The organism is Pseudomonas corni (assembly GCF_057128765.1).
Genome location: NZ_JBSKHW010000013.1, coordinates 37,107 through 59,526 on the forward strand (window position 1 = coordinate 37,107; position 22,420 = coordinate 59,526).

18 protein-coding genes are annotated in these 22,420 nt (G+C 58.8%); 3 read left to right on the plus strand and 15 right to left on the minus strand.

Annotated elements, in window-relative coordinates; translation table 11 throughout:
- The first annotated feature begins 6 nt into the window (after window positions 1-6).
- Window positions 7-3,075: an efflux RND transporter permease subunit gene (locus ACWKV9_RS19495; RefSeq protein ID WP_483837775.1), complete on the plus strand. Its 3,069-nt coding sequence runs from the start codon at window positions 7-9 to the stop codon at window positions 3,073-3,075.
- Window positions 3,076-3,301: 226 nt separating this feature from the next.
- On the opposite strand, the gene ACWKV9_RS19500 is transcribed toward ACWKV9_RS19495, so the two are convergent.
- The 8 genes from ACWKV9_RS19500 to ACWKV9_RS19535 all read right to left on the minus strand — a co-directional run bounded on the left by ACWKV9_RS19500 (window position 3,302) and on the right by ACWKV9_RS19535 (window position 13,151).
- The gene (locus ACWKV9_RS19500) at window positions 3,302-3,991 is read right to left on the minus strand and encodes a DUF4197 domain-containing protein (RefSeq protein ID WP_483837776.1); all 690 of its coding nucleotides are present in this window, start codon (window positions 3,989-3,991) and stop codon (window positions 3,302-3,304) included.
- A 40-nt stretch (window positions 3,992-4,031) separates the two neighbouring features.
- Window positions 4,032-4,430, minus strand: coding sequence for a YbaY family lipoprotein (locus tag ACWKV9_RS19505; RefSeq protein ID WP_483837777.1), 399 nt, complete (start codon window positions 4,428-4,430; stop codon window positions 4,032-4,034).
- Between the two features lie 106 nt (window positions 4,431-4,536).
- Complete coding sequence (locus tag ACWKV9_RS19510) at window positions 4,537-5,130, minus strand: hypothetical protein (RefSeq protein WP_483837778.1); 594 nt, start codon at window positions 5,128-5,130, stop codon at window positions 4,537-4,539.
- A gap of 135 nt (window positions 5,131-5,265) precedes the next feature.
- Window positions 5,266-7,758: a glycerol-3-phosphate 1-O-acyltransferase PlsB gene (plsB, locus tag ACWKV9_RS19515; protein WP_483837779.1), complete on the minus strand. Its 2,493-nt coding sequence runs from the start codon at window positions 7,756-7,758 to the stop codon at window positions 5,266-5,268.
- A 184-nt stretch (window positions 7,759-7,942) separates the two neighbouring features.
- Window positions 7,943-8,320: a hypothetical protein gene (locus tag ACWKV9_RS19520; RefSeq protein WP_483837780.1), complete on the minus strand. Its 378-nt coding sequence runs from the start codon at window positions 8,318-8,320 to the stop codon at window positions 7,943-7,945.
- 92 nt (window positions 8,321-8,412) lie between these two features.
- Window positions 8,413-9,222 (minus strand): putative RNA methyltransferase, encoded by an 810-nt coding sequence (locus ACWKV9_RS19525; protein WP_483837924.1) that lies wholly within the window; start codon window positions 9,220-9,222, stop codon window positions 8,413-8,415.
- Window positions 9,222-10,373: a succinyl-diaminopimelate desuccinylase gene (dapE, locus tag ACWKV9_RS19530; RefSeq protein WP_483837781.1), complete on the minus strand. Its 1,152-nt coding sequence runs from the start codon at window positions 10,371-10,373 to the stop codon at window positions 9,222-9,224. Before dapE ends, ACWKV9_RS19525 begins: the two co-directional genes overlap by 1 nt.
- A 189-nt stretch (window positions 10,374-10,562) precedes the next feature.
- On the minus strand, window positions 10,563-13,151 hold the full coding sequence (locus ACWKV9_RS19535) for a glycosyltransferase (RefSeq protein ID WP_483837782.1): 2,589 nt from the start codon (window positions 13,149-13,151) through the stop codon (window positions 10,563-10,565).
- 270 nt (window positions 13,152-13,421) lie between these two features.
- Between ACWKV9_RS19535 and tcdA the strand changes: the two genes are divergently transcribed.
- On the plus strand, window positions 13,422-14,252 hold the full coding sequence (gene tcdA, locus ACWKV9_RS19540) for a tRNA cyclic N6-threonylcarbamoyladenosine(37) synthase TcdA (RefSeq protein WP_483837783.1): 831 nt from the start codon (window positions 13,422-13,424) through the stop codon (window positions 14,250-14,252).
- Here tcdA and ACWKV9_RS19545 read toward each other — a convergent pair.
- The 4 genes from ACWKV9_RS19545 to ACWKV9_RS19560 form a co-directional block, all read right to left on the minus strand.
- Window positions 14,237-14,641 (minus strand): SufE family protein, encoded by a 405-nt coding sequence (locus tag ACWKV9_RS19545; RefSeq protein WP_483837784.1) that lies wholly within the window; start codon window positions 14,639-14,641, stop codon window positions 14,237-14,239. The two genes, tcdA and ACWKV9_RS19545, sit on opposite strands and share 16 nt — an antisense overlap.
- The gene (locus ACWKV9_RS19550) at window positions 14,638-15,843 is read right to left on the minus strand and encodes an aminotransferase class V-fold PLP-dependent enzyme (RefSeq protein ID WP_483837785.1); all 1,206 of its coding nucleotides are present in this window, start codon (window positions 15,841-15,843) and stop codon (window positions 14,638-14,640) included. Before ACWKV9_RS19550 ends, ACWKV9_RS19545 begins: the two co-directional genes overlap by 4 nt.
- Window positions 15,844-15,905: 62 nt before the next feature.
- On the minus strand, window positions 15,906-16,940 hold the full coding sequence (gene dapD / locus ACWKV9_RS19555; protein WP_483837786.1) for a 2,3,4,5-tetrahydropyridine-2,6-dicarboxylate N-succinyltransferase: 1,035 nt from the start codon (window positions 16,938-16,940) through the stop codon (window positions 15,906-15,908).
- A gap of 34 nt (window positions 16,941-16,974) precedes the next feature.
- Window positions 16,975-17,337 carry an ArsC family reductase gene (locus ACWKV9_RS19560; protein WP_483837787.1) on the minus strand — a complete coding sequence of 121 codons (363 nt, stop codon included), beginning with the start codon at window positions 17,335-17,337 and terminating at the stop codon, window positions 16,975-16,977.
- Between the two features lie 232 nt (window positions 17,338-17,569).
- On the opposite strand from ACWKV9_RS19560, the gene ACWKV9_RS19565 reads away from it, so the two are divergent.
- On the plus strand, window positions 17,570-19,216 hold the full coding sequence (locus ACWKV9_RS19565; protein ID WP_483837788.1) for a Na+/H+ antiporter: 1,647 nt from the start codon (window positions 17,570-17,572) through the stop codon (window positions 19,214-19,216).
- A gap of 5 nt (window positions 19,217-19,221) precedes the next feature.
- Here the strand turns inward: ACWKV9_RS19565 and ACWKV9_RS19570 are convergent, their stop codons facing one another.
- The 3 genes from ACWKV9_RS19570 to dapC all read right to left on the minus strand — a co-directional run bounded on the left by ACWKV9_RS19570 (window position 19,222) and on the right by dapC (window position 22,375).
- Window positions 19,222-20,067 carry a M12 family metallopeptidase gene (locus ACWKV9_RS19570; protein WP_483837789.1) on the minus strand — a complete coding sequence of 282 codons (846 nt, stop codon included), beginning with the start codon at window positions 20,065-20,067 and terminating at the stop codon, window positions 19,222-19,224.
- A 222-nt stretch (window positions 20,068-20,289) separates the two neighbouring features.
- Entirely contained in the window at window positions 20,290-21,045 is a 756-nt protein-coding gene (locus ACWKV9_RS19575) for a zinc metalloprotease (RefSeq protein ID WP_483837790.1), read from the minus strand.
- A gap of 136 nt (window positions 21,046-21,181) precedes the next feature.
- Window positions 21,182-22,375, minus strand: coding sequence for a succinyldiaminopimelate transaminase (dapC, locus tag ACWKV9_RS19580; RefSeq protein WP_483837791.1), 1,194 nt, complete (start codon window positions 22,373-22,375; stop codon window positions 21,182-21,184).
- Between the last annotated feature and the right edge of the window lie 45 nt (window positions 22,376-22,420).

Here is a 22,420-nt window from a genome sequence, read left to right on the forward strand (position 1 = left end):
GCCCGGATGCGTTTCAATCTCTCGGAATGGGCCCTGCGCAACCGCCAGATGGTCCTGTATTTAATGATTCTTCTGGCGGTGGTTGGCGCGCTGTCTTACACCAAGCTGGGGCAAAGCGAAGACCCGCCGTTCACCTTCAAAGCCATGGTCATTCGCACGTTGTGGCCCGGCGCCAGCGCTGAAGAGGTTGCGCGGCAGGTTACTGATCGCATAGAAAAGAAGCTGATGGAAACTGGCGATTACGAGCGCATTGCCTCGTTTTCGCGACCCGGCGAGTCTCAGGTGACATTCGTCGCGCGGGACAACCTGGTGTCGGCAAAACTGCCCGAGCTTTGGTATCAGATCCGCAAGAAGATCAGCGATATCCGTCAGACCCTCCCCGTCGGCGTGCAGGGTCCGTTCTTCAACGATGAGTTCGGCACCACGTTTGGTAACATCTACGCGCTGACCGGCGAGGGGTTTGACTACGCCGTGCTCAAGGATTACGCCGATCGCATCCAGATCCAGCTGCAACGGGTCAAGGACGTGGGCAAGGTCGAACTGCTCGGGTTGCAGGACGAGAAAATCTGGATCGAGCTGTCCAACGTCAAACTCGCCACCCTCGGACTGCCGATGCAGGCGGTCCAGCAAGCCCTCGAAGCACAGAATGCTGTCATCGCCGCGAGCTTTTTTGAAACCCCGAGCGAGCGCGTGCAACTGCGCGTGACCGGGCGTTTTGAAACCGTCGATGAGATTCGCAGCTTCCCGATCCGCGTGGGCGACCGCACGTTCCGCATCAGCGATCTGGCCGAAGTTCATCGTGGTTTCAACGATCCTCCGGCGCCGCGCATGCGTTTTATGGACCAGGACGCTATCGGCCTGGCCGTGGCCATGAAAGACGGCGGAGACATTTTGGTTCTGGGCCGGGCGCTAGAAGGTGAATTCGCGCGATTGCAAGGCAACCTGCCCGCTGGCATGCAATTGCGCAAAGTGTCGGACCAGCCGGCGGCGGTCAAAACCGGCGTGGGTGAGTTCGTCCAGGTACTGGCCGAAGCGCTGGGCATCGTCCCGCTGGTGAGCTTTTTCTCGCTGGGTATGCGCACCGGCCTGGTCGTCGCGCTGGCGATTCCGCTGGTGCTGGCGATGACGTTCGCCTGCATGTACTACTTAGGGATCGGCTTGCACAAGATTTCCCTCGGCGCTCTGGTGTTGGCGTTGGGACTGCTGGTGGACGACGCGATCATCGCCGTTGAAATGATGGCGATCAAAATGGAGCAGGGCTACGACCGGATGAAGGCCGCCAGTTTCGCCTGGACCAGCACCGCGTTCCCGATGCTCACCGGCACGCTGATCACGGCGGCGGGTTTTTTGCCGATTGCCACTGCGCAGTCCAGCACCGGCGAATACACGCGTTCGATCTTCCAGGTGGTGACCATCGCGCTGCTCGCTTCGTGGGTCGCGGCCGTGGTGTTCGTGCCGTATCTGGGCGAGCGCCTGCTGCCGGACCTGGCGAAGATTCACGCAGCCAGACATGGCACCGGCCCCAATGCGCCCGACCCTTATGGCACGCCGTTTTATAAGCGCGTCCGGGGTTTGGTGGGCTGGTGCGTGCGCCGACGCAAGACGGTCATCGTCCTGACGCTATTGCTGTTCGTGCTGTCGATTGCGATGTTTCGTTTCGTGCCTCAACAGTTCTTTCCCGCCTCAGGGCGACTGGAGTTAATGGTCGATCTGAAGCTGGCCGAAGGCGCTTCGTTGAGCAGTACCACCGAGCAGGTCAAGCGTCTTGAGGCGATGCTCAAAGACCACGAAGGCATCGACAATTACGTTGCGTATGTCGGCACCGGTTCGCCACGTTTCTATTTGCCGCTGGACCAGCAATTACCAGCGGCGAGCTTCGCGCAATTCGTCGTTCTGGCTAAAACCATCGAAGACCGAGAGGTCCTCCGTAGCTGGCTGATCACCACCCTGGATGAGCAGTTTCCGATGTTACGCCCTCGGGTGACACGCCTGGAAAACGGCCCGCCTGTAGGGTATCCGGTGCAGTTTCGGGTGACCGGCGAGCACATCGATCAGGTGCGCGCACTGGCGCGTAAGGTTGCCGCCAAGGTCCGTGAAAACCCCCATGTGGTGAATGTGCATCTGGATTGGGAGGAGCCGAGCAAAGTCATTTATCTGAACGTGGATCAGGATCGTGCGCGTGCCTTGGGCGTCACCACGGCGGATCTGTCGCGCTTCCTGCAGAGCCAGTTGACCGGTTCAAGCGTCAGCCAATACCGCGAGGACGACGAACTGATTGAAATCCTGGTGCGCGGCACCGAGCGCGAGCGACAGGAACTGGGCGCGCTGTCGAGCCTGTCGATCCCGACCGCCAATGGCAGCAGTGTGGCGCTGTCGCAAGTGGCGACGCTGGAATACGGTTTTGAAGAGGGCGTTATCTGGCATCGCAACCGCCTGCCGAACGTGACGGTGCGAGCTGACATTTACGGCAAAGAGCAACCGGCAACGCTGGTCAAACAGATCATGCCCACCCTCGATGGCGTGCGCGCAGAACTGCCGGACGGATATCTGCTGGAAGTCGGCGGCACGGTTGAAGATGCGGCGCGCGGGCAGAATTCGGTGAACGCCGGTGTGCCTTTGTTCATCGTGGTAGTGCTGACGTTGCTGATGATCCAGCTGCGCAGTTTCTCACGCACCGTGATGGTGTTTCTGACCGCCCCACTCGGTTTGATCGGGGTCACGTTGTTCCTGCTGATCTTCGGCCAGCCGTTTGGCTTCGTCGCGATGCTCGGGACCATTGCCCTGTCGGGGATGATCATGCGCAACTCGGTGATTCTCGTGGATCAGATCGAGCAGGACATCGCCGGTGGGCTAGACCGTTGGCAGGCGATCATCGAAGCCACGGTGCGACGTTTCAGACCAATTGTGCTGACTGCGCTAGCGGCGGTGCTGGCGATGATTCCGCTGTCACGCAGCGTGTTCTTCGGCCCGATGGCGGTGGCGATTATGGGAGGGCTGATCGTGGCGACGGCGCTGACACTACTATTTTTGCCTGCGCTGTATGCGGCGTGGTTTCGCGTCAAAAAAACCCACTGATGCCAATCCTGTAGGAGCGAACTTGTTCGCGAGGCGTCTTACCTGACACACCGCAGTGCCCGATCTCGCCTGTAGGAGCGAACTTGTTCGCGAGGCGTCTTGCCTGACACACCGCAGTGCCCGATCTCGCCTGTAGGAGCGAACTTGTTCGCGAGGCGTCTTGCCTGACACACCGCGGTGCCCGATCTCGCCAACAACTTGGCTCCTACAGATGAAGCACCACCCGTTAAAGTGCGCCAAAAACCTTCTTCGCCAGACTGGTCGCCGCCGCTGCCGGGTTCGCACGAATGCTCTCTTCCTGCTTGGCGATCATCTCGAACAGCCCGTTCAGCGCCTGTTCGGTCACGTAGCCCTCGATGTTGGCGCTCTTGGCATCCAGCACGCCCAAGGTCGCAGCCTGACCGGCAAACGCGTTGTACTTCTGCGCGAGCCCGACCTTGTCAGTGGACTGTTTGACGATGGGCAGGAACTTGGTGCGAATCTGCTCGCGGCTGGTTTTGCTCAAGTACTGGGTCGCTGAATCCTTGCCGCCGCTGAGAATGCCCTTGGCATCTTCCACACTCATCTTCTTCACAGCATCCACCAGCAGCGCCTGGGCCTGAGGCACAGCGGCTTCAGCGGCCTGGTTCATGCTGGTTTCCAATTGATCGACCTGCGCGCCCATGCCGAACTGCTTCATTTTCTTGGCCACTTTGCCCAGGTTGCCCGGCAGTTCGATGCGCACGTCCTGGTTATTGCTGAAGCCGCCCGGCACCCCCAACTGCTTGACCGCGACTTGCGCGCCTTGGGTTAGCGCGTCTTTCAGACCGCCCGTGGCGTCCGATTGCGAGAGATCGCCCAGCGACAGCGCGAACGCATTGGCCGAGAGCAACAGGCCAGCGCACAGGCCGGTGAACGTAAGGGTGCGAAGCAGCATGAGCAGCGTCCTTTTCAAAAATGGGGGCGTGTAATGGAGCTTAGCGCGCCGGGTTCAAACGAATACGCACGGGCGGTTTTTCTTCTAGTGTCAGGTCCACGCTGTAGCGTTCGGTGCTGATCATCAGCAGCTTGCCATCCACCTCGATGCGCGCACTGACCGAGTAGGTGTGACCTTGCTGGATCTGTTTCTGATCGTAAGTCAGGTGAAACGGCATCGGCACCTGCCCTTGAATCGGTCCGCTTTGTTTGGCCAGGGTTTGCGCCGGCGCGTCTGCCAGCGACACGTCCTGCAGGCTGACGGTCAGCGTCGCAGTTGGCGGCAGCGCCATGCGTTGCAGGTAGAACACTTCGCCATCGAGGCTGCCGCGAAGGTTATCCGGGGCATGCGTACACGCTGCAAGGAGCATGGTAAGAAGCGTGAGCGACAGTTTTTTCATCGGGATCTCCGTATCGACGGCGCCCGGATGATCCCGGACGCCGCTGCAGATTCTACGGAAAGTACAATGAGTTATCTGCCCTCAAAGGGAGCTGATTTAATTGCTATCACGCAGTCAGGTCGATTTGCTCCGGATGGATCGTCAGCGCAGCCTTTACGCCCCGGTCGTTCTCATAACCGGTGATTGCATACTTCTTACCCGGCTTGACCCTCGCTGGATCGTAGCTGACGTACGCCCCCGTTTCTTCCCAATCGCTAGTCGACTTACCAATGACCGCGGTCGAATCGTCGGCTTCATGCAAAACGGCTGACCAGGTTGCCCCGGCAGAACGTGCGCGATTAGGCGGATCAATGATATCGGCATACACGTAGCCTTCCGGGCTTAGAAACACGTGATGTTCCCGATCGCCGGTCAGTGTTAGCACATGCTCGCACTCCAACAATAACGGTTTCTTTTTATGGAAAATGCTGACGTTGACTGAGTGCTCAAGCTCCCAGATTGGTGTGTTGGTTTTTTCGAGGGTAAATACGACGCGCCATGGAAACGTCGGCATTTGATAGCTGGACGATTCCAGTACGGTGCGTGAGCTATCCGGGTTGGAAATATCGTGTGCGGTGACATGAACAAGCACGTCTTTGTGTGGCAGAACATAGCCAGCGGGCATGTGAAAGATGACGGTGATTTCGGTTTTGTCGTTCATGATCGATATCCTTATCGATTACGTCGGTATTGACGTGAGCTTCAGCCTAGCGCCGATTTCAGGACCGAAAATCCCCGTCCTTGTTTCCTGTTCTGTTTAAGGACGGGGATCACGATGGGAGGGGATTTTTCCCACTTAACCAGCGTTGCCCTCAGGCTCAGGTTCTTCATTGCGGTGCAGTGCAACCTGGCGAATCGACAAACGAATTTCCGCAGGCAGAACACGCTTCGCCGCGCCCTCGGCGAGCTCACCCAGCAGTTCGTGGTAACCAAGTTTGCCGGCTTCGTCCTTGCGAACCACACCTTGATCTTGCAGCGACTGAATAAAGTGACGAAACAGGCTTTTATCGAAGAACTCCGGAGCATTCAATCCATGCAAAATCGACAGCCGTTGGGCCATGACCGTACACAGGTCTTCCAGCTCCTCGGCGCTCAGCGTGTGTTGACCGCTGTTGAGTAACAGCGCGATAGCCATGTAGAAGCGCTGCAACGTCTGAGCAATCGCTCGGGACAACAATGTCAGTAGCACAAAATGGCGTGAGCTCGGCGCCGGACGCAGATATACCCCGTTCTCGAAACGCAGCAAGCCTTGTTCAACGAACGCCTCCAGCCATTGATCAACCACTGCGTCCAGTTGATCCATCGGCCAGCGAATGAACAGCTCCGACTGCAGATACGGATATAACGCGCGGGTGTAGCGCAGTATCTGCTCACGACTCATGCGCGACGAACTCTGGAAGAAGCTCGCCAGTAAGGAGGGCAGGGCGAAAATATGCAGCACGTTATTGCGGTAGTAGGTCATCAGAACGGCGTTCGGCTCGTCCAGATACAGAATCTTGCCCAGCGCGTCTTTCTGCTCGGACAGCAGGTCCATGCCTTTGACGTGCTCGATCAACACGCGGCCATCCCCTTCAGGCAGCGTGGTGTGCGGCGAGTACGGCACGCGACGCAGCAGGGTCAGATACAGGTCCAGCACACGCGCCAACGCTTGATCATCCAGGGCGTGTCTTTGCGTTGACAGCAACGCCAGCGCCACCAGATTCACGGGATTGATCGCCGCCGCTTCGTTCAGATGCTGAGCCACGCGTTCGCCCAGACGGTGAGTGGTTTCGTGCAACCACGCCGGTTTGAACTGCGGGCCAAGCGCCTGCGCGCGCCAATCGGGTTGTTGATGGTCGAGAAATTCGGCCAGTTTGATCGGCTCCCCGAAATTGACGGATACCTGGCCGAAACGCTGCTTGAGCGCGCCAATGACTTTGAAGATGTCGAAGATCGACTCTTTCTTCTTCGCTGCGCCACGCAGTTCGCCCAGGTAAGTGCGGCCTTCCAGGACGCGTTCGTAGCCGATGTACACCGGGACGAAGACGATCGGCGTTCTGGAATTGCGCAAGTAGCTGCGCAGAGTGATTGCGAGCATGCCGGTCTTGGGTTGCAGCATGCGCCCTGTGCGTGAGCGCCCGCCCTCGACGAAATATTCAACCGGGAAGCCTTTGGTGAACAGGGTGTGCAGGTATTCGTTGAACACGGCGGTGTAGAGCGGGTTGCCCTTGAAGGTACGGCGCATGAAGAACGCGCCGCCGCGTCGAAGCAGGCCGCCAATCACCGGCATGTTGAGGTTAATGCCAGCGGCGATGTGCGGCGGCGTCAGCCCGTTGCGAAACAGCAGATAGGACAGCAGCAGGTAATCGATGTGGCTGCGGTGGCACGGCACGTAGATGATTTCGTTGCCTTGGGCGACGTTCTGCACGCCTTCGATGTGGCTGACCTTGATGCCGTCGTAAATCTTGTTCCAGAACCAGCTCAGCACCACTTCCATGAAGCGGATCACCGTGTAGGTGTAGTCCGAAGCGATTTCGTTGCCGTAATGCAGGGCCTTTTCCCGGGCTTTTGCCTCCGGGATTTTCTCCCGTTCTGCTTCCTCCAGGATCGCCTGCTTGACCATCGGATCCGCCAGCAAACCCTTCACCAGATTGCGTCGGTGTGACAAGTCAGGACCGATGACGGCGGTTTTCAGATTGCGGAAATGCACCCGAAGCAGACGTTGGGCCATGCGCACGGTGCGTTCGTAGCCTTTGTTTTCGTCGACCAGTTCGCGCAAATGAATCGGCGCCGAAAACTGCACGCGGGTTTTGCGGCCCAGGATCAGGATGGTAATGAACTTGCGCAGCCGTCCGGTGACCGCCCAACTGTCAGCGAACAGCAGCTTCCACGGGCTGTCTTCCTTGTCCGGAGATTGGCCCCAGAACACGCTGACCGGGATGATCTGTGCGTCTTCAGTCGCATTTTGGGTTACCGCGCCCACCAGCCGCTCCAGCGTTGGCGGCGCGCCTCGCTTGTCCTGTCGCCCCAGCCAGTCTGGCGCAGGCGTCAGGTAAAAGAACGCCGCAGGCTCCGTCAGATCACCCACCGCCACCGAAAGCACGGGCCTTGGCAAACCGGCCTTGCGGCACTCGGTGTCGAGTACCGCCAAGTCGCTGATGGACGGGTTTTGCAGGGCGTAGAAGACCGGCCTGCTGCGGTCCAGATTGAGGGTGAACGAGGATTGATTGATCGTTTCCGAGCGAACCCAGAGGTACAGCAATCGACGCACGGTGCCGAACACAAGACGGCGCAACGGGGAACGGGTCATACGGAATCTGCTGAAAGGGGGCGAGGCCCGCGAGGGCGCCAGTTTGCCGCATATGGGGGGGATGGGCAAAGTCAGCTAATGGCGCCGCTTATTGTAGGAGCGCGCTTGCCCGCGATAGCTTTCTTTCAGCCAACATTGTTATGGCTGACACAGCGCATTCGCGGGCAAGCGCGTTCCTACCGGGTTACGCCGTGCGCCAGGTGATTTCTTCTTCACCGTCGGCACTGATGCGAATCCAGCGATCTGCCGCTTCGTCTGCTTCTTCTTCGACCCAGGTCCCGGGCGCGCAGCGCACTTCCACGTTCAACGCGGCGAATGCGGCACGGCCGCAAGCGATGTCGTCTTCCCACGGGGTTTGATCGCTTTCCAGCAGCAGGCTGTTCCACTTGCCCACGGCTTTGGGGACCCACGTCACCGGAATTCCGGCAGTGTTGCATTTCCAGGTCTGGCCCTGTTGAGCCCAGTCGCTGCACGGGCCAATGGCCGACGTGAGCCAAGCCGTGATGGCTTTGTGATCAACGTCGCTGTCTTTCAGGTAAATCTCGATGTCAGGTTGGCGCATGGATGCCTCGTCGGTGATCTTGAAAATCCATTCGCGGATTCAGTCTTGAAACAGGGCTACCCAGGCAGCCCTTTGAAATTGCGGCTTGTGCGTCATTGCAGAACGAAATAATCGTAGCGCATCGACACCGTGACCTCGAAAGGCTCGGCCTGCTCGATGACCGCAGCTCGGCGTTCGGCACTGGCGCGCCAACCGTGGGGCGTCATGGCCAACAGATTAGCGCGGGACTGACCATCCACCAGGCTGAGTGTGAAGCGCAGGGTTTCACTGTGCGCAAGGGTCATGCCTTCGGGGATCAGTGCCAGGTGTTTGTCATCGGCGTAGTCACGCACTTCGTCGTACAGCCGTTCGCGCAATTGCATCAGGTGTTCGTTGGTCGGTCCTACACGCATCAGTCCGCCGCCCTTGCTCAGCAAGCGCTTGGCCTCTTGCCAGTCCAGCGGGCTGAACACGCTGGCAATGAACTGGCAGCTGTCGTCCGGCAATGGCACGCGGGCCATGCTGGCGATCAACCAAGTCAACGCCGGGTTGCGGCGACAAGCGCGTTTGACGGCCTCGCGGGAGATGTCCAGCGCATAGCCTTCGGCATCTGGCAGTGCCTCAGCGATCTGCGTGGTGTAATAACCCTCACCGCAACCAATATCGAGCCAGCGCTGCGGCGCGTATTGGGCGGCCAGTTCAGCCAAGCGCTTGGCGACCGGCGCGTAATGCCCGGCGTTGAGGAAATCCCGGCGCGCCTCGACCATGGCTTGATTGTCGCCTGGGTCGCGGCTGTTTTTATGCTGCACCGGCAGCAGGTTCAGATAACCCTGGCGCGCGCGGTCAAAACGGTGGCCTGCTGGGCAGACCACGCCGTTATCCGCAGCATCCAGCGGCGCTGAGCAAATCGGGCAAGTCAGCATCACGCGAGCAACTTAACCAGGGTGTGGTAGTAAATCTCGGTCAGCACGTCGAGATCGCTCGCCAGAATGCGCTCGTTGACCTGATGAATCGTTGCGTTGACCGGCCCCAGTTCGACCACTTGGGTGCCAAGCGTGGCGATAAAGCGACCGTCCGAGGTGCCGCCGCTGGTGGACGCTTTGGTCTCACGACCGGTGACATGCTTGACGCTGGCTGCCACTGCATCAAGCAGCGCGCCGGGTTCGGTCAAAAACGGCAGGCCGGATAGCGCCCATTCAACGTGCCAATCCAGTTGATGCTTGTCGAAAATGTCGGCAACGCGCTTCTGCAGACCTTCGACGGTTGATTCGGTGGAGAAACGGAAATTGAACACCGCCACCAGATCCCCCGGAATCACGTTGGTCGCGCCGGTGCCGGAATTGAGATTGGAAATTTGAAAACTGGTCGGCGGGAAGAATGCGTTGCCTTCGTCCCAGTGCTCGGCGGCCAATTCGGCCAGCGCAGGGGCGACGAGGTGAATCGGGTTCTTGGCCAAATGCGGATAGGCGACGTGGCCCTGAATGCCGCGAACGGTGAGGGTCGCGCCCAACGAGCCGCGACGGCCGTTTTTCACCACATCGCCCACCAGCGTGGTGCTTGACGGCTCACCGACGATGCACCAGTCCAGCCGCTCTTTGCGCGCCGCCAGTCGCTCCACCACCGCTTTGGTGCCGTGGTGCGCCGGACCTTCTTCGTCGCTGGTGATCAGGTAAGCGATCTTGCCTTTGTGGTTGGGGTGATCGGCGACGAACCGCTCTGTGGCGATGATCATGGAGGCCAGGCTGCCCTTCATGTCGGCGGCGCCACGGCCACACAGCATGCCGTCTTCATCGATCAAAGCGCTGAACGGATCGTTCTGCCAGGCTTGGACCGGGCCGGTGGGGACCACGTCGGTGTGACCGGCAAAGCACAGCACCGGACCGTCCTGCGTGCCGTGGGTCGCCCAGAAGTTATCCACATCCTCAATGCGCATCGGCTCCAGCGTAAAACCGGCATCGCCCAGGCGTTTCATCATGACGGCCTGGCAATCGGCATCCAGCGGCGTGACCGATGGCCGGCGGATCAGGTCGCAGGCGAGTTGAAGAGTGGGCGAAAGGTCGGCTGGGGCTGTCATGGAAGATCCGATGAAATGGGTGTGATCTTGTAGGAGCGCGCTTGCCCGCGATTGCATTTGTCCTGACGCCGATGCATTGACTGATGCACCGCAATCGCGGGCAAGCGCGCTCCTACAGCGGAAAAAGGCGCTTATCTTAAAGCAAAACGGCGACCCAAAGGCCGCCGTTTGGCTATGCATTTACCCGCTTTAGACCGTCACCGGCTCAATCACAGTCTTGGGTTTAGGCAACGACGACAGAAACGCCATGATCAGCGCGGCCAGGTATGGCAACGATTGCACCAACAGCATGGCGACCCAGAAGCGCATGTCATTGCTCGGCAAGCCTTGTACCAGGCAAATCCCCAGCGCCGCGCCCCACAGCAGCAACATGATGAACATCTCTTCGCGGGCCTCGGAAATGGCGACCAGGAAGCCATGGCTGCTGGCGTTTTTCGGCGTCCGGAAGAACGGAATGCTGGTGGTAAAGAAGCCGTATAGCACCGCTTTGGCGATGGTGTGCGACAAGGCCAGCCCGGCCAGCGCGGCGAAGAACGCATCCTTCAGGTTCACGCCCACGGCGCGACGATAAAGGAAGATGATCTTGCCGACTTTGAAGAAGAACAGCGCCAGTGGCGGGATCGCAAAAATCAGCAACGGCGGATCGACGCGCTTGGGCACAATGATCATCGCCGACGACCACATCAATGCGCCGACGGTGAAGAAGATGTTCATGCCGTCCGCCACCCACGGCAGCCAACCCGCGAGGAAGTGATAACGCTGACCGCGGGTCAGTTCGGTGTCTTTGCCACGCAGCAGGCTGGCGGCATGGCGCTTGATGATCTGGATGGCGCCATAGGCCCAGCGAAAACGCTGTTTCTTGAAGTCGATGAAGGTGTCGGGCATCAGCCCCTTGCCGAAGCTGTTGTGAGCGTAAGCAGCCGAATAACCCTTTTCGAACACCCGCAGCCCCAGTTCGGCGTCCTCGCAAATGCACCAGTCGGCCCAGCCAAGTTCTTCGAGCACAGAGCGACGGGTCATGGTCATGGTGCCGTGCTGAATGATCGCGTCGCGGTCGTTGCGAGTGACCATGCCGATGTAGAAGAAGCCTTTGTATTCCGAGTAGCAGAGCTTTTTAAAAGTGCTCTCGTTCTGGTCACGATAGTCCTGCGGAGACTGCACAACGGCGATTTTCGGGTCGGCGAAATGCGGGACCATGTGTTTGAGCCAGTTGCGATCAACGCAGTAATCCGAATCGATCACGGCAATGACTTCAGCGTCAGCGGCTGTGTGCGGAATCAGGTAATTGAGCGCGCCGCCTTTGAACCCTGCCAGTGGCGCGACGTGGAAGAACTTGAAGCGCGGGCCGAGCATTTCGCAGTGTGCTTTGACCGGCTCCCAGACGGCGGGGTCCTTGGTGTTGTTGTCGATCAACAGCACTTCGAAGTCTGGATAGTCGAGAGCGGCAAGTGCGTTGAGGGTCTGTTTGACCATCTCCGGCGGCTCGTTGTAGCACGGCACGTGGATGGACACTTTCGGTCTGTAGGCGCTGTCCGTTTCCACCGGCAGGAATTCGCGACGCCGCTTGTGGGTCCATACCGCTTCCGCCAGTTCATGGGCTTCCGTGAGCAAGACGATGAACACGCCCAGCGCGCCCAATGCTAGCAAAAAGCCCACCAGCAAGCTGAACCAGGTGCTGTATTGCTGGCTGTAGTCGTAGCCGATCCACACCAGCACCGACCCGCACAAAAACGCGATGAAGGTCAGGAAGGTGCGACCACGCTGACGAAGGGCCGAGCCATCGATCAGCAGCAGCGCCAACGACAACATCGCCAGCACTGCTGAGCCCGTAGCCAGTACGCGCCACTGCGGGATCGCGACCACCGGGCCTTCGAAATTGAATTTCTGCTGGCGGTTGGCGTTGTAGACGCCCCAATACGCGCCGACCGAACCTTCGTCGCTGGCCTTCCACGGCTGGTCGAACGCTTCGATGACGAAGTAGTTGAAGCCCTGACGGTTTAGCTTGTTGACCAGTGTGCGTAGATAGACCGCCTGATCGGCAGGGGTCGCGTCAGCACCGCCGCGCATGTGTCCGTTGCTCGGCCAGCCAACTTCTGACAGCAGCAACGGCTTTTTCGGGAACATGCGTTTGAGCTCTCGCGCACGGTCAAAAACGAACTGCCCGGCGTCGGCCATGGGCACAAATTCCCAATAGGGAAGAATGTGCGCGGCGATCAAATCTACGTGCTTGCCCAGCTCGGGATTGTCTTTCCAGATGTGCCATTGCTCGGACGTGGTCACCGGGACTTTCACTGCCGCGCGCACGCGATCAATGACCGCGATGAGCTCTTGAACAGTGATCTCTTTACGAAACAGGGCTTCGTTACCCACCGTCACCCGCACGACGCTGCGGGTGGTGTTGGCCAGTTCGATGGCGCGAGTGATTTCCCGCTCGTTGCGTTCCTGGTCGGGGCTGATCCAGATACCTAGCGTCACCCGCAGGCCGAACTCTTCCGCCAGTTTTGGAATGTCGCCCAAAGGGCCGTCAACCGAATAGATGCGGATGCTGTCGGTTTGTTTACTGATCAGCTCCAGGTCCTGACGCATTTCGTCGTCGGACGGGTACACGCCTTTCTGTGGGTTTTGTCCAAGGCGGAAGGGCGAATAGGAGAAGCCAGAGATTTGTTCCGGCCAGTTGGGCGCGGTTACCGGGCGATTGATTAACGCCCAGAAGCCCGTGAACAGCGCGGCGATAGCCACGACCACGACTAGGTTGAGTCCAAATTTACGCGATGGCATAGATGTTTCGGGTTCCGAAGGGTGGAACAAGCGATCACCGAAGAGCTTCGGTAGGCTGGGTATTTGGCAGCCTACACAGCGTGAAGTTCTATTCAGTTTTTGGTGTAGGAAGATTCTACCGGGTGGCATCTGCTGTAGGAGCGAATTTATTCGCGAAGGTTTTCTCGACCTGCCCCCCTTTGTCGGATGGATCGGCGGCTCGCGAATGAATTCGCTCCTACAGGCCGCGCGCAAGACCTATAATGCGCGCCGGTTTTTGGGGGATTGGTCATGAGCACAGAAGATCCGCGTTTCGCTGGCGTCGCCCGGTTGTATGGCATTGAGGGCCTGGAACGCCTGCGCGCGGCGCATGTGGCAGTGGTCGGCATCGGCGGCGTGGGGTCGTGGGCAGCGGAAGCCATGGCTCGCTGTGGCGTAGGAGAAATCTCGCTGTTTGACCTGGACGACGTCTGCGTCAGCAATAGCAACCGTCAATTGCACGCTCTGACCAGCACCGTCGGGCGCGTAAAAGTCGAGGTCATGGCCGACCGCCTGCGTGAGATAAACCCCGACTGCGTCGTCCACGCGGTAGCCGATTTCGTCACCCGCGAGACCATGGCTGAGTACATCACGCCAGACATCGACTGCGTGCTCGACTGCATCGACAGCGTCAACGCCAAGGCCGCGCTGATCGCCTGGTGCAAGCGCCGCAAGATACAGATCATCACCACTGGCGGCGCAGGCGGACAAATCGACCCTACGCTGATTCAGGTCTGTGATCTCAACCGTACCTACAACGACCCGCTGGCCTCGAAAGTACGCTCGACCCTGCGCCGCGATTACGGCTTCTCACGCACCGTCACTCGCCATTACAGCGTGCCATGTGTGTTCTCGACCGAACAGCTGCGCTACCCGAAACCTGATGGCAGCATCTGTCTGCAAAAAAGCTTCGTCGGCGATGGGGTGAAGCTTGATTGCGCTGGCGGTTTTGGCGCTGTGATGATGGTGACAGCCACGTTCGGGATGGTCGCGGCGACCAAAGCGGTGGATAAAATCGTCGCTGGCGTGCGACGTCCATCCGACCGCATCAAAGCAAGCGAAGCCGCTCAGCCCGCCAGTTGACGCATCCGCTGCAGCACGGCATTGAGACCGTTGCTGCGCGAAGGGGAGAGCTGGCGGCTCAACCCCAATTGATCGAACCAGTGGTTCAGGTCGACGCTTTGCAGCTCGGCCGCCGACAAGCCGTTGACTCGTGCCAGCAACAGCGCCACCAGCCCGCGAATCAGCCGCGCGTCACTCGCCGCGCGAAACTGCCAGCGGCCGTCCTTGAAGTCGGCCAGCAACCAGACTTTGCTTTCGCAGCCGTCGACCAGATGCTCATCGGTTTTTTCGTCTTCAGCCAAGGCAGGCAAGCGCTCGCCCCATTGCATCAACAATCGGGCGCGCTGCTCCCAGCTCAAGGGCGCGCTGAAGGTTTCCAGCGCTGTCTGTGCGTCGATTGGCAAACTCATCGCAGCAACTCCAACGCCTGATCCAGAGCGGAAAAGAACCGCTCAAGATCGTCGGAATCGTTGTACATCCCCAGCGACACTCGAATCGCCCCGGCCAGGCCCAGACTGTTCAGCAGCGGAATTGCGCAGTGATGGCCGGCGCGTACCGCGATGCCTTGTTCGGTGAGCAAATGCGCCAGATCAGCGTTGTGTACGCCTTCCACCACAAAGCTTGCGAGGGCCAGGGTCGGGCTGCCGAGCAGTTGCACGCCGGTCCGGGTGAGCAGACCTTCGCGCAAGAGGGCGTGGAGGCCTGCCTCATGCTCCGCGATGGCTAGACCGTTCAGACTGCTGAGGTAATCGAGCGTTGCCCCCAGGCCGATCACCCCGGCAATGGGCGGAGTGCCTGCTTCAAATCCAAGGGGAGCGGGGCGGAAGGTCGCGTCGTGATAGCTCGTCTGCAGCAGCATTTCGCCGCCAAACTGCCAGTGACGCAACATTGCCAGCGCTTGATGCCGACCAAACAGCACGCCGACACCGTCCGGCCCGTACAGCTTGTGGCTGGAAAAAACGTAGAAATCGCAGCCCAGTGCCGCTACCTCCTGTCGACCATGGACCACGCCCTGCGCACCATCGACCACGGTAATCGCATTATGGGTTTGAGCCAGCTCCAGCAATTGCGCCAGCGGTTGCCAGGCACCCAGCACGTTCGACAGCTGGCTCACCGCCACCAGGCGCGTGCGTGGGCCGATGAGAGACGCCGCCGCATCCAGATCGATCAGGCCATTTTCAGCGAGCGGCAGCACCACCAGTTTCAAACCCCGGCGCTGCGCCAGTTGCTGCCACGGCAACAGATTGGCGTGGTGTTCCAGGGCACTGATGACGATTTCATCGGCGGGTTCGAATAGGTGCTCCAGCCCGTAAGCCAGCAGGTTGAACGCCGAGGTCGCGCCATGGGTGAACACCACTTGTCCGGCTGAACCGGCATTGAGCCATTGGCCGACTTTATGGCGAGTGTCTTCATAGGCTTGAGTGGCCAGTGCGCCGGGCAAATGTTGCGCCCGATGAACGTTGGCCGCGCCGTTGCCGTAGTAGTGGCTCAAGGCGTCGATCAGGCGTTGCGGTTTTTGAGCGGTGGCGGCGCTGTCCAGATACGTCTGGCCTTGCCGTTGCAAGGCGGCGATGGCTGGAAAGTCAGCGCGCCAGGGAGAGGGAAGCAACATGTTCAGGAACTCGGTGGGCGGGTTCCAAGCCCGAGAGGCTCCGAACCCGCACGCAGCATCGATCAGTTGTGAGCGTGCAGCGCTTCGTTCAGCTCGATGGCCGACTTGTGGGTTTTGCATTCCACGGCGCCGGTCTGCGAATTGCGGCGGAACAGCAGGTCAGGTTGACCGGCCAGGTCACGCGCTTTCAGCACTTTGACCAGCTCATTGTTTTCATCGAGCAGCGCGACCTTGGTGCCGGCGGTGACGTACAGACCGGATTCAACGGTGTTGCGATCGCCCAACGGGATGCCGATGCCAGCGTTCGCGCCGATCAGGCAGCCTTCGCCGACTTTGATCACGATGTTGCCGCCGCCGGACAAGGTGCCCATGGTCGAGCAACCGCCGCCCAGGTCCGAACCTTTGCCAACGAATACGCCAGCCGACACGCGACCTTCGATCATGCCCGGACCTTCGGTGCCGCCGTTGAAGTTGACGAAACCTTCGTGCATGACGGTGGTGCCTTCGCCGATGTAAGCACCGAGACGAACGCGCGCGCTGTCAGCGATACGCACGCCACTCGGCACAACGTAGTCGGTCATTTTCGGGAATTTGTCGACGGAGAACACTTCCAGCAGCTCGCCTTTCAAGCGCGCTTCAAGCTGACGCTGAGGCAGTTCAACCAGATCAACTGCGCCCTGGCTGGTCCACGCCACGTTCGGCAGCAACGGGAAGATGCCGGTCAGGTTCAGGCCGTGAGGTTTTGCAAGACGATGGGACAGCAGATGCAGCTTCAGGTAAGCCTCAGGCGTTGAGGTCAGCGTGGCGTCTTCGGCCAGCAATGTGGCGACCAGCGGCTTGTGGCTTTCGGCCAGACGGGTCAGCAGGGCTGCTTGAACCGCGTCTACGGATTTCAGTGCGTCGGCCAGTTTGGAGGCCAGATCGGTATTGAATGCGATGGCCTGGTTGCCGCCGGTATAGCCCAGGACAGGTGCGACCGCGGCGATCAATTCAGCCGACGGATTAACCAGTGGCTGAGCGTAAAACACTTCCAGCCAGGTGCCTTGACGGTTTTGTGTGCCAACGCCGAAGGCCAGGCTGAACAGGGAAGTGGACATGTAAATACCTCTTAACGATTAAAGGCTATCTCAATCAGGCGATAGCCGCTGCGTACAGTTCGGGTTTGAAACCAATCAGGGTTTTGCCGCCAAGATCCAGCACGGGGCGCTTGATCATTGAGGGTTGCGCGAGCATCAGTTCGATGGCCTTCTCTTGGTCGAGATCGGCTTTCTGAGCGTCGTCGAGCTTGCGGAAGGTCGTGCCGGCGCGATTGAGCACCACTTGCCATCCGTGCTCGTTGCACCATTGAGTCAGGTGCTCACGATCAATGCCTACCGCTTTATAGTCGTGGAAATCGTAATTCACCGATTTTTCATCGAGCCAGGTGCGAGCCTTTTTCATCGTGTCGCACGCTTTGATCCCGAACAGGTGCAACGTGTTGATTTCATCAGCCATGAACGTGTCGCCGGTGAGGAGTTGGAAAAAACGGTCACGGATTATGCCACGACCAAACCGATTGGGCTTGGCCCGCTGGCGGGTTTATCCGGTCGATACCTGTGTGCGGTCTGTTTATACCCATGGGTAACAGCGAAATGACAGCTTAACCCGTTAAGATGGCACTTCGAAGCTGCAGCGCAGTCAGTCTCCGGACGACTTACTCCACTCGTCCGATCAGGAAAGTACGCCGATGCAAACAGCCTATACCGTCCTTATTTTGTTGACGCTGGTAGGCCTCTCCCGGTTAGTGGCACGGGTCATTCCGTTGCCATTGCCGTTGGTGCAGATCGCTGCCGGAGCCTTGCTGGCCTGGCCGACACTGGGTCTGCACGTGGCCCTTGATCCCGAGCTTTTTCTCTTCTTGTTCCTGCCTCCACTGCTATTTTCAGACGGTTGGCGCATGCCTAAGCGTGATCTCTGGCGTTATCGCGGGCCAATTCTTACGCTAGCGGTCGGCTTGGTGATCTTCACCGTCGTCGGTGCCGGTTATTTTATCCACTGGATTTTGCCGACCATTCCACTCCCGGTCGCTTTCGCACTGGCAGCAGTGCTTTCGCCTACAGACGCCGTGGCAGTTTCGGCCATTGCTCAAGACCGTTTGCCCGCGCCTATCATGCGTTTGCTGCAAGGCGAAGCGCTGATGAACGATGCGTCTGGTCTGGTGACGTTCAAGTTTGCCCTGGCCGCTGCGATCACCGGCGTATTTTCTCTGGCCGACGCCAGCCTGACCTTCGTATTAGTGGCAGTGGGTGGTTTGGCGGTGGGTGTGGCGTTGAGCTGGCTGGTAGGGCGATTTCGCAGCTGGATGATCGCGCGAGGCTGGGACGACCCGGCAACGCACGTGGTGTTCATGCTGCTTGTGCCCTTTGCGGCGTACGTGCTCGCCGAACAACTGGGCGCCTCGGGCATTCTTTCTGCCGTGGCAGCCGGGATGATGCAAAGTTGGGTCGATCTGCTGCCTCGTCAAACCAGTACCCGTCTGCTTAATCGCAGCGTCTGGACACTCCTGGAGTTTGCCTTCAACGGGCTGATCTTTTTGCTGCTGGGTTTGCAGTTGCCGGACATCATCGGCGCTGTCGCTCACGACCAGACGGCACTGTGGCCGACGCTGATGTGGCGTTGCCTTGATGTACTGGCGATTTTCCTGGTGCTGATCGCGCTACGTTATATCTGGGTTCAAAGCTCATGGCGTCTGATGATTGCGATCAGGCGCTGGCGCGGACGCGGCGACGAATCACTGGAACCGACTACCCGTTCGGCATTGCTGTTGACCGTTGGTGGTGTGCGCGGGGCAGTCACCCTGGCCGGTACATTGTCGGTGCCGATGCTGATTGCGGCGGGTGTGAACTTCCCCGAGCGCGATTTGCTTATTTTCATCGCCGCCGGGGTGATTTTGCTATCGCTGGTCGCTGCCAGTATTGCGCTGCCGCTGCTGCTGCGAGGGGTGGAAAATCAGCCCGATCTGAAGTTGAAGCGCGAAGTCCGTGACGCCTGGAAACACACTGCTGAAGCCGCGATTCACGCCCTGGAAAGCGAAGAAATGACCGACGCTACGCTCTCGCCGGACGCAGCCCAAGCCGTGCTCGCCACCGAGGTGAAGGCGCGGATCATGTCGGAATATCGGCACCGGCTGGAGATATTCAACGACACTGCGGAAGCACAGGCGCTGGCCTTTCAGATGGACGTGCTGGAACGCAAAATGCGCGTCAAGGCGCTGCGAGCTCAACGGCTTGAGCTTTACCGGCTGCATCGTCATCGCCAGATCGGCGATGACGTCCTCGCGCAGATATTGGCTGAACTGGACCTGAGCGAGGCCAATCTGGGGCAGGGCAGGTAGCGCTGTTAAGCCTCCTGGTTTGCGGACGCCTGGGGGTATATTCCGGCCATGAACTCAATGTCTTTAGTGCTCAGGGTTTTGCCGCTGTTGTCGATCTCGAAGTCATTGCGGGTAAACTTCTTAGGTACGTTGTAGTGCATCACTGACGTCGGGTCATAGTTTGAATAGGCGTAATCGCCGGAGTTTAGCTTTCTGAGCATGTTCCAACGAACGTTCTCTTCGGTAACCCCGCTGCCCTTGAATGCCTTTATGACCTTGTCCTCATCCCAAGGGATGTTGGCGTCCGGGTGCTGATGTTCATGTTCGGCACCCAAGGCATGACCAAACTCATGCAGCACGATTCTCTTGAAATCCGGCAGCCAGACTTTGCTGGTGTCGAAGCGAAACAGTGTTCGTCCGGTCGGCAGCGCTAATTTGCTCATGTCGATCAATTCGCTGACGTTGAAGCCCATGGTAGGCAGGCTCTGGTCCGAATAGGCCAGCATGGCGTCGGTGCCAATGGCGCTACCATTGATTTTCCAGTCCAGCGCGATGCGTATTTCGCAATCTTCTTCAGGCGCCAACACAAACTTGAGATTGATATGCGACAGCCATTCGCACGCCGCGTCGAAGATGGCTCGATAGAAGAAATCGAAGGCAGGCGTTATGAACTTTATCTTTAGCGTCCGGCCTGGAATCCAGTATTTGCTGTGCGCAGTAATCAGTCGGGGTTGGTTCGCGAGCGTTCTGCCCGCCGAGTCGATGACGGCGATGCTGGCATTGTTCGGGTCCTCATGTATGGCTGCTGCGTAGGAGGAATGCGGATCGTCCGGTCTCAGAACGCTGCACGGATGTAATACAAGGTTGCTCATGGGTATTCCTTAACTCCCTTCGCAAGAAGGGTCGCCGTTTGTATGGGCGATGGGTGAATGAAGCGATCACCTGTCAGCTACTGACGGTGATCGTTCACTCACGTTAAGGAGATTGTTCACGACCAGGTGCTACATATTGCTAGTGTTTCGAAAACTGGAATTGAACGACGCTAACGACGGATCGAGCCTGTCGGAAGCAGAACCCCCGGCAGTTTCTATTGATCACATTTTTGGATAAGCCTTGCGCATGAATTCTTTGTCCTTTTCGCTTAGCTTGCGATTTTGACCCACCTCCCAGTCGCCCAGGGTGATCTTGTTCGGAATGGGGTAATGCATGATCGAATCCTTGTCGTAGGCCGTATAGGTCGAGGGGCCTGACTCGAGTCTGCTCAGGACGGATTCGTCGACGGTCTCTTTGGTGTGGCCGGCTGCAGCGTAGTACGCGTACACGGCAGGCAAGTCCCAAGGAATATTCGCTTCCGGGTGTTGGTGCTCGTGCTCAGCCCCCAACGCATGACCAAACTCATGCATGACGATAGATTCGAATTTTGGATCGTCTGGATTTACACCCAGCACCATGGTGGGCGTCCATGGATCATTGAGTCTGGCGTCGGTGCCGATGAGCGTGTAGTTGAGGTCAGGGCCAACATTGGTCGTGATGCGGATGTCTCCCTTACCATATTCGGGTGCCCCCTCTCGACCGTCGATGAATTCAAACACCAGACTGACATAGGGTTGCCACTGGTTGATGGCACGCATAATTGCCTGTTGGTGGGAATCGGTAAGGTCGTCATCGGTAAACGCGATTTTAAGCGTGCGGCCATTTGCCCATAGTCGCGAAAATGCAGCGACTGCCCGTTTTTTGCGCCTGCCCGGGATGGGCGCACCACCGTTAGCGGGGTTTTCTTCAATAGCTGCTTCATACGACGCTTGTACGTCTTTGTACGGGCGTGCGAAACACAGTTGAACGTCACTCATATTCGAACTTCCTTGTTCGTGAAACTTAGATAGGAAGTTCGATTATCTAGCACTGAGATCACGCCGAGGCACTACATATGTATTGCCTTCGACGTTCAGCTTTGAAGGAGAATGACCGCTCCTGTTTTCCCGGACCTCAGCCCTTGATGAAGCTACGAATCCGCTCAGCCGCCTCGATACATTCCGCCAATGGCGCGACCAATGCCAGACGCACGCGGCCAGCCCCCGGATTGAAACCGTCTACTTCCCGAGAAAGGTACGAGCCCGGCACAACGGTCACGTGTTCCGCTGTGTACAAGTCGCGGCAGAATGCGGCGTCGTCGGTGCCCACGTCGGGCCATAGATAGAAACCGCCGTCCGGGCGCTGTACGTCCATGACCGGCGAGAGGATATCGAGCACGGCGTCGAATTTTTCGCGGTACAGCGCACGATTGGCGCGCACGTGTTCTTCATCACTCCAGGCTGCGATGCTCGCCAGCTGGGTTTGAATCGGCATGGCGCAGCCGTGATAGGTGCGATACAGCAGAAACGCCTTGAGAATTTCGGCATCGCCTGCGACGAAGCCCGAACGCAGGCCCGGCAGGTTGGAACGCTTGGATAGGCTATGGAACACCACGCAACGCTTGAAATCCTTACGGCCCAAAGCGACGCACGCGCTTAACAAACCGGCAGGAGGAGTTTCTTCGTCGAAGTAAAGCTCGCTGTAGCATTCATCTGCGGCGATTACGAAATCATGCTTGTCGGCCAGCGCGATCAGCTTCTTCAGCGTTTCCAACGGGATTAGCGCGCCTGTAGGGTTGCCGGGGGAGCAAAGGAAGAGAATCTGGCAGCGGTCCCAGATGTCATCCGATACCGCGTCAAAGTCGGGGTTAAAACCATGGCTTTTCAGGCACGGTAGATAGTGCGGCTGAGCACCGGCAAGAAACGCTGCGCCTTCGTAAATTTGATAAAACGGGTTGGGGCTGATCACAAGGCCATCGTCGCTGCGGTTGACAACGGTCTGGGTGAAAGCGAACAGCGCTTCACGGGTCCCGTTGACCGGCAAAACGTTTTTCGTTGGATCAAGCCAGCCGTCCGGTACGCCGAAGCGGCGCTCGCACCAGCCGGAGATAGCTTCGCGAAGCGCCGGGATGCCCGCCGTCGTCGGATACACCGCCATCTGATCGAGATTGTCGGCCAATGCCTGGGCCACGAAGGCAGGCGACTTGTGCTTAGGCTCACCAATGGACAGAGCAATGGGACGCTTGGTCGGGTTCGGCGTGGCGTCGCCAAGCAGGATACGCAGCTTTTCGAACGGGTAGGGCTGAAGCTGTTGCAGGGCGTTGTTCATCGGATATCAGTCTCAATAAGCGGGGCGGCTGCGTTCGCTCGAGCG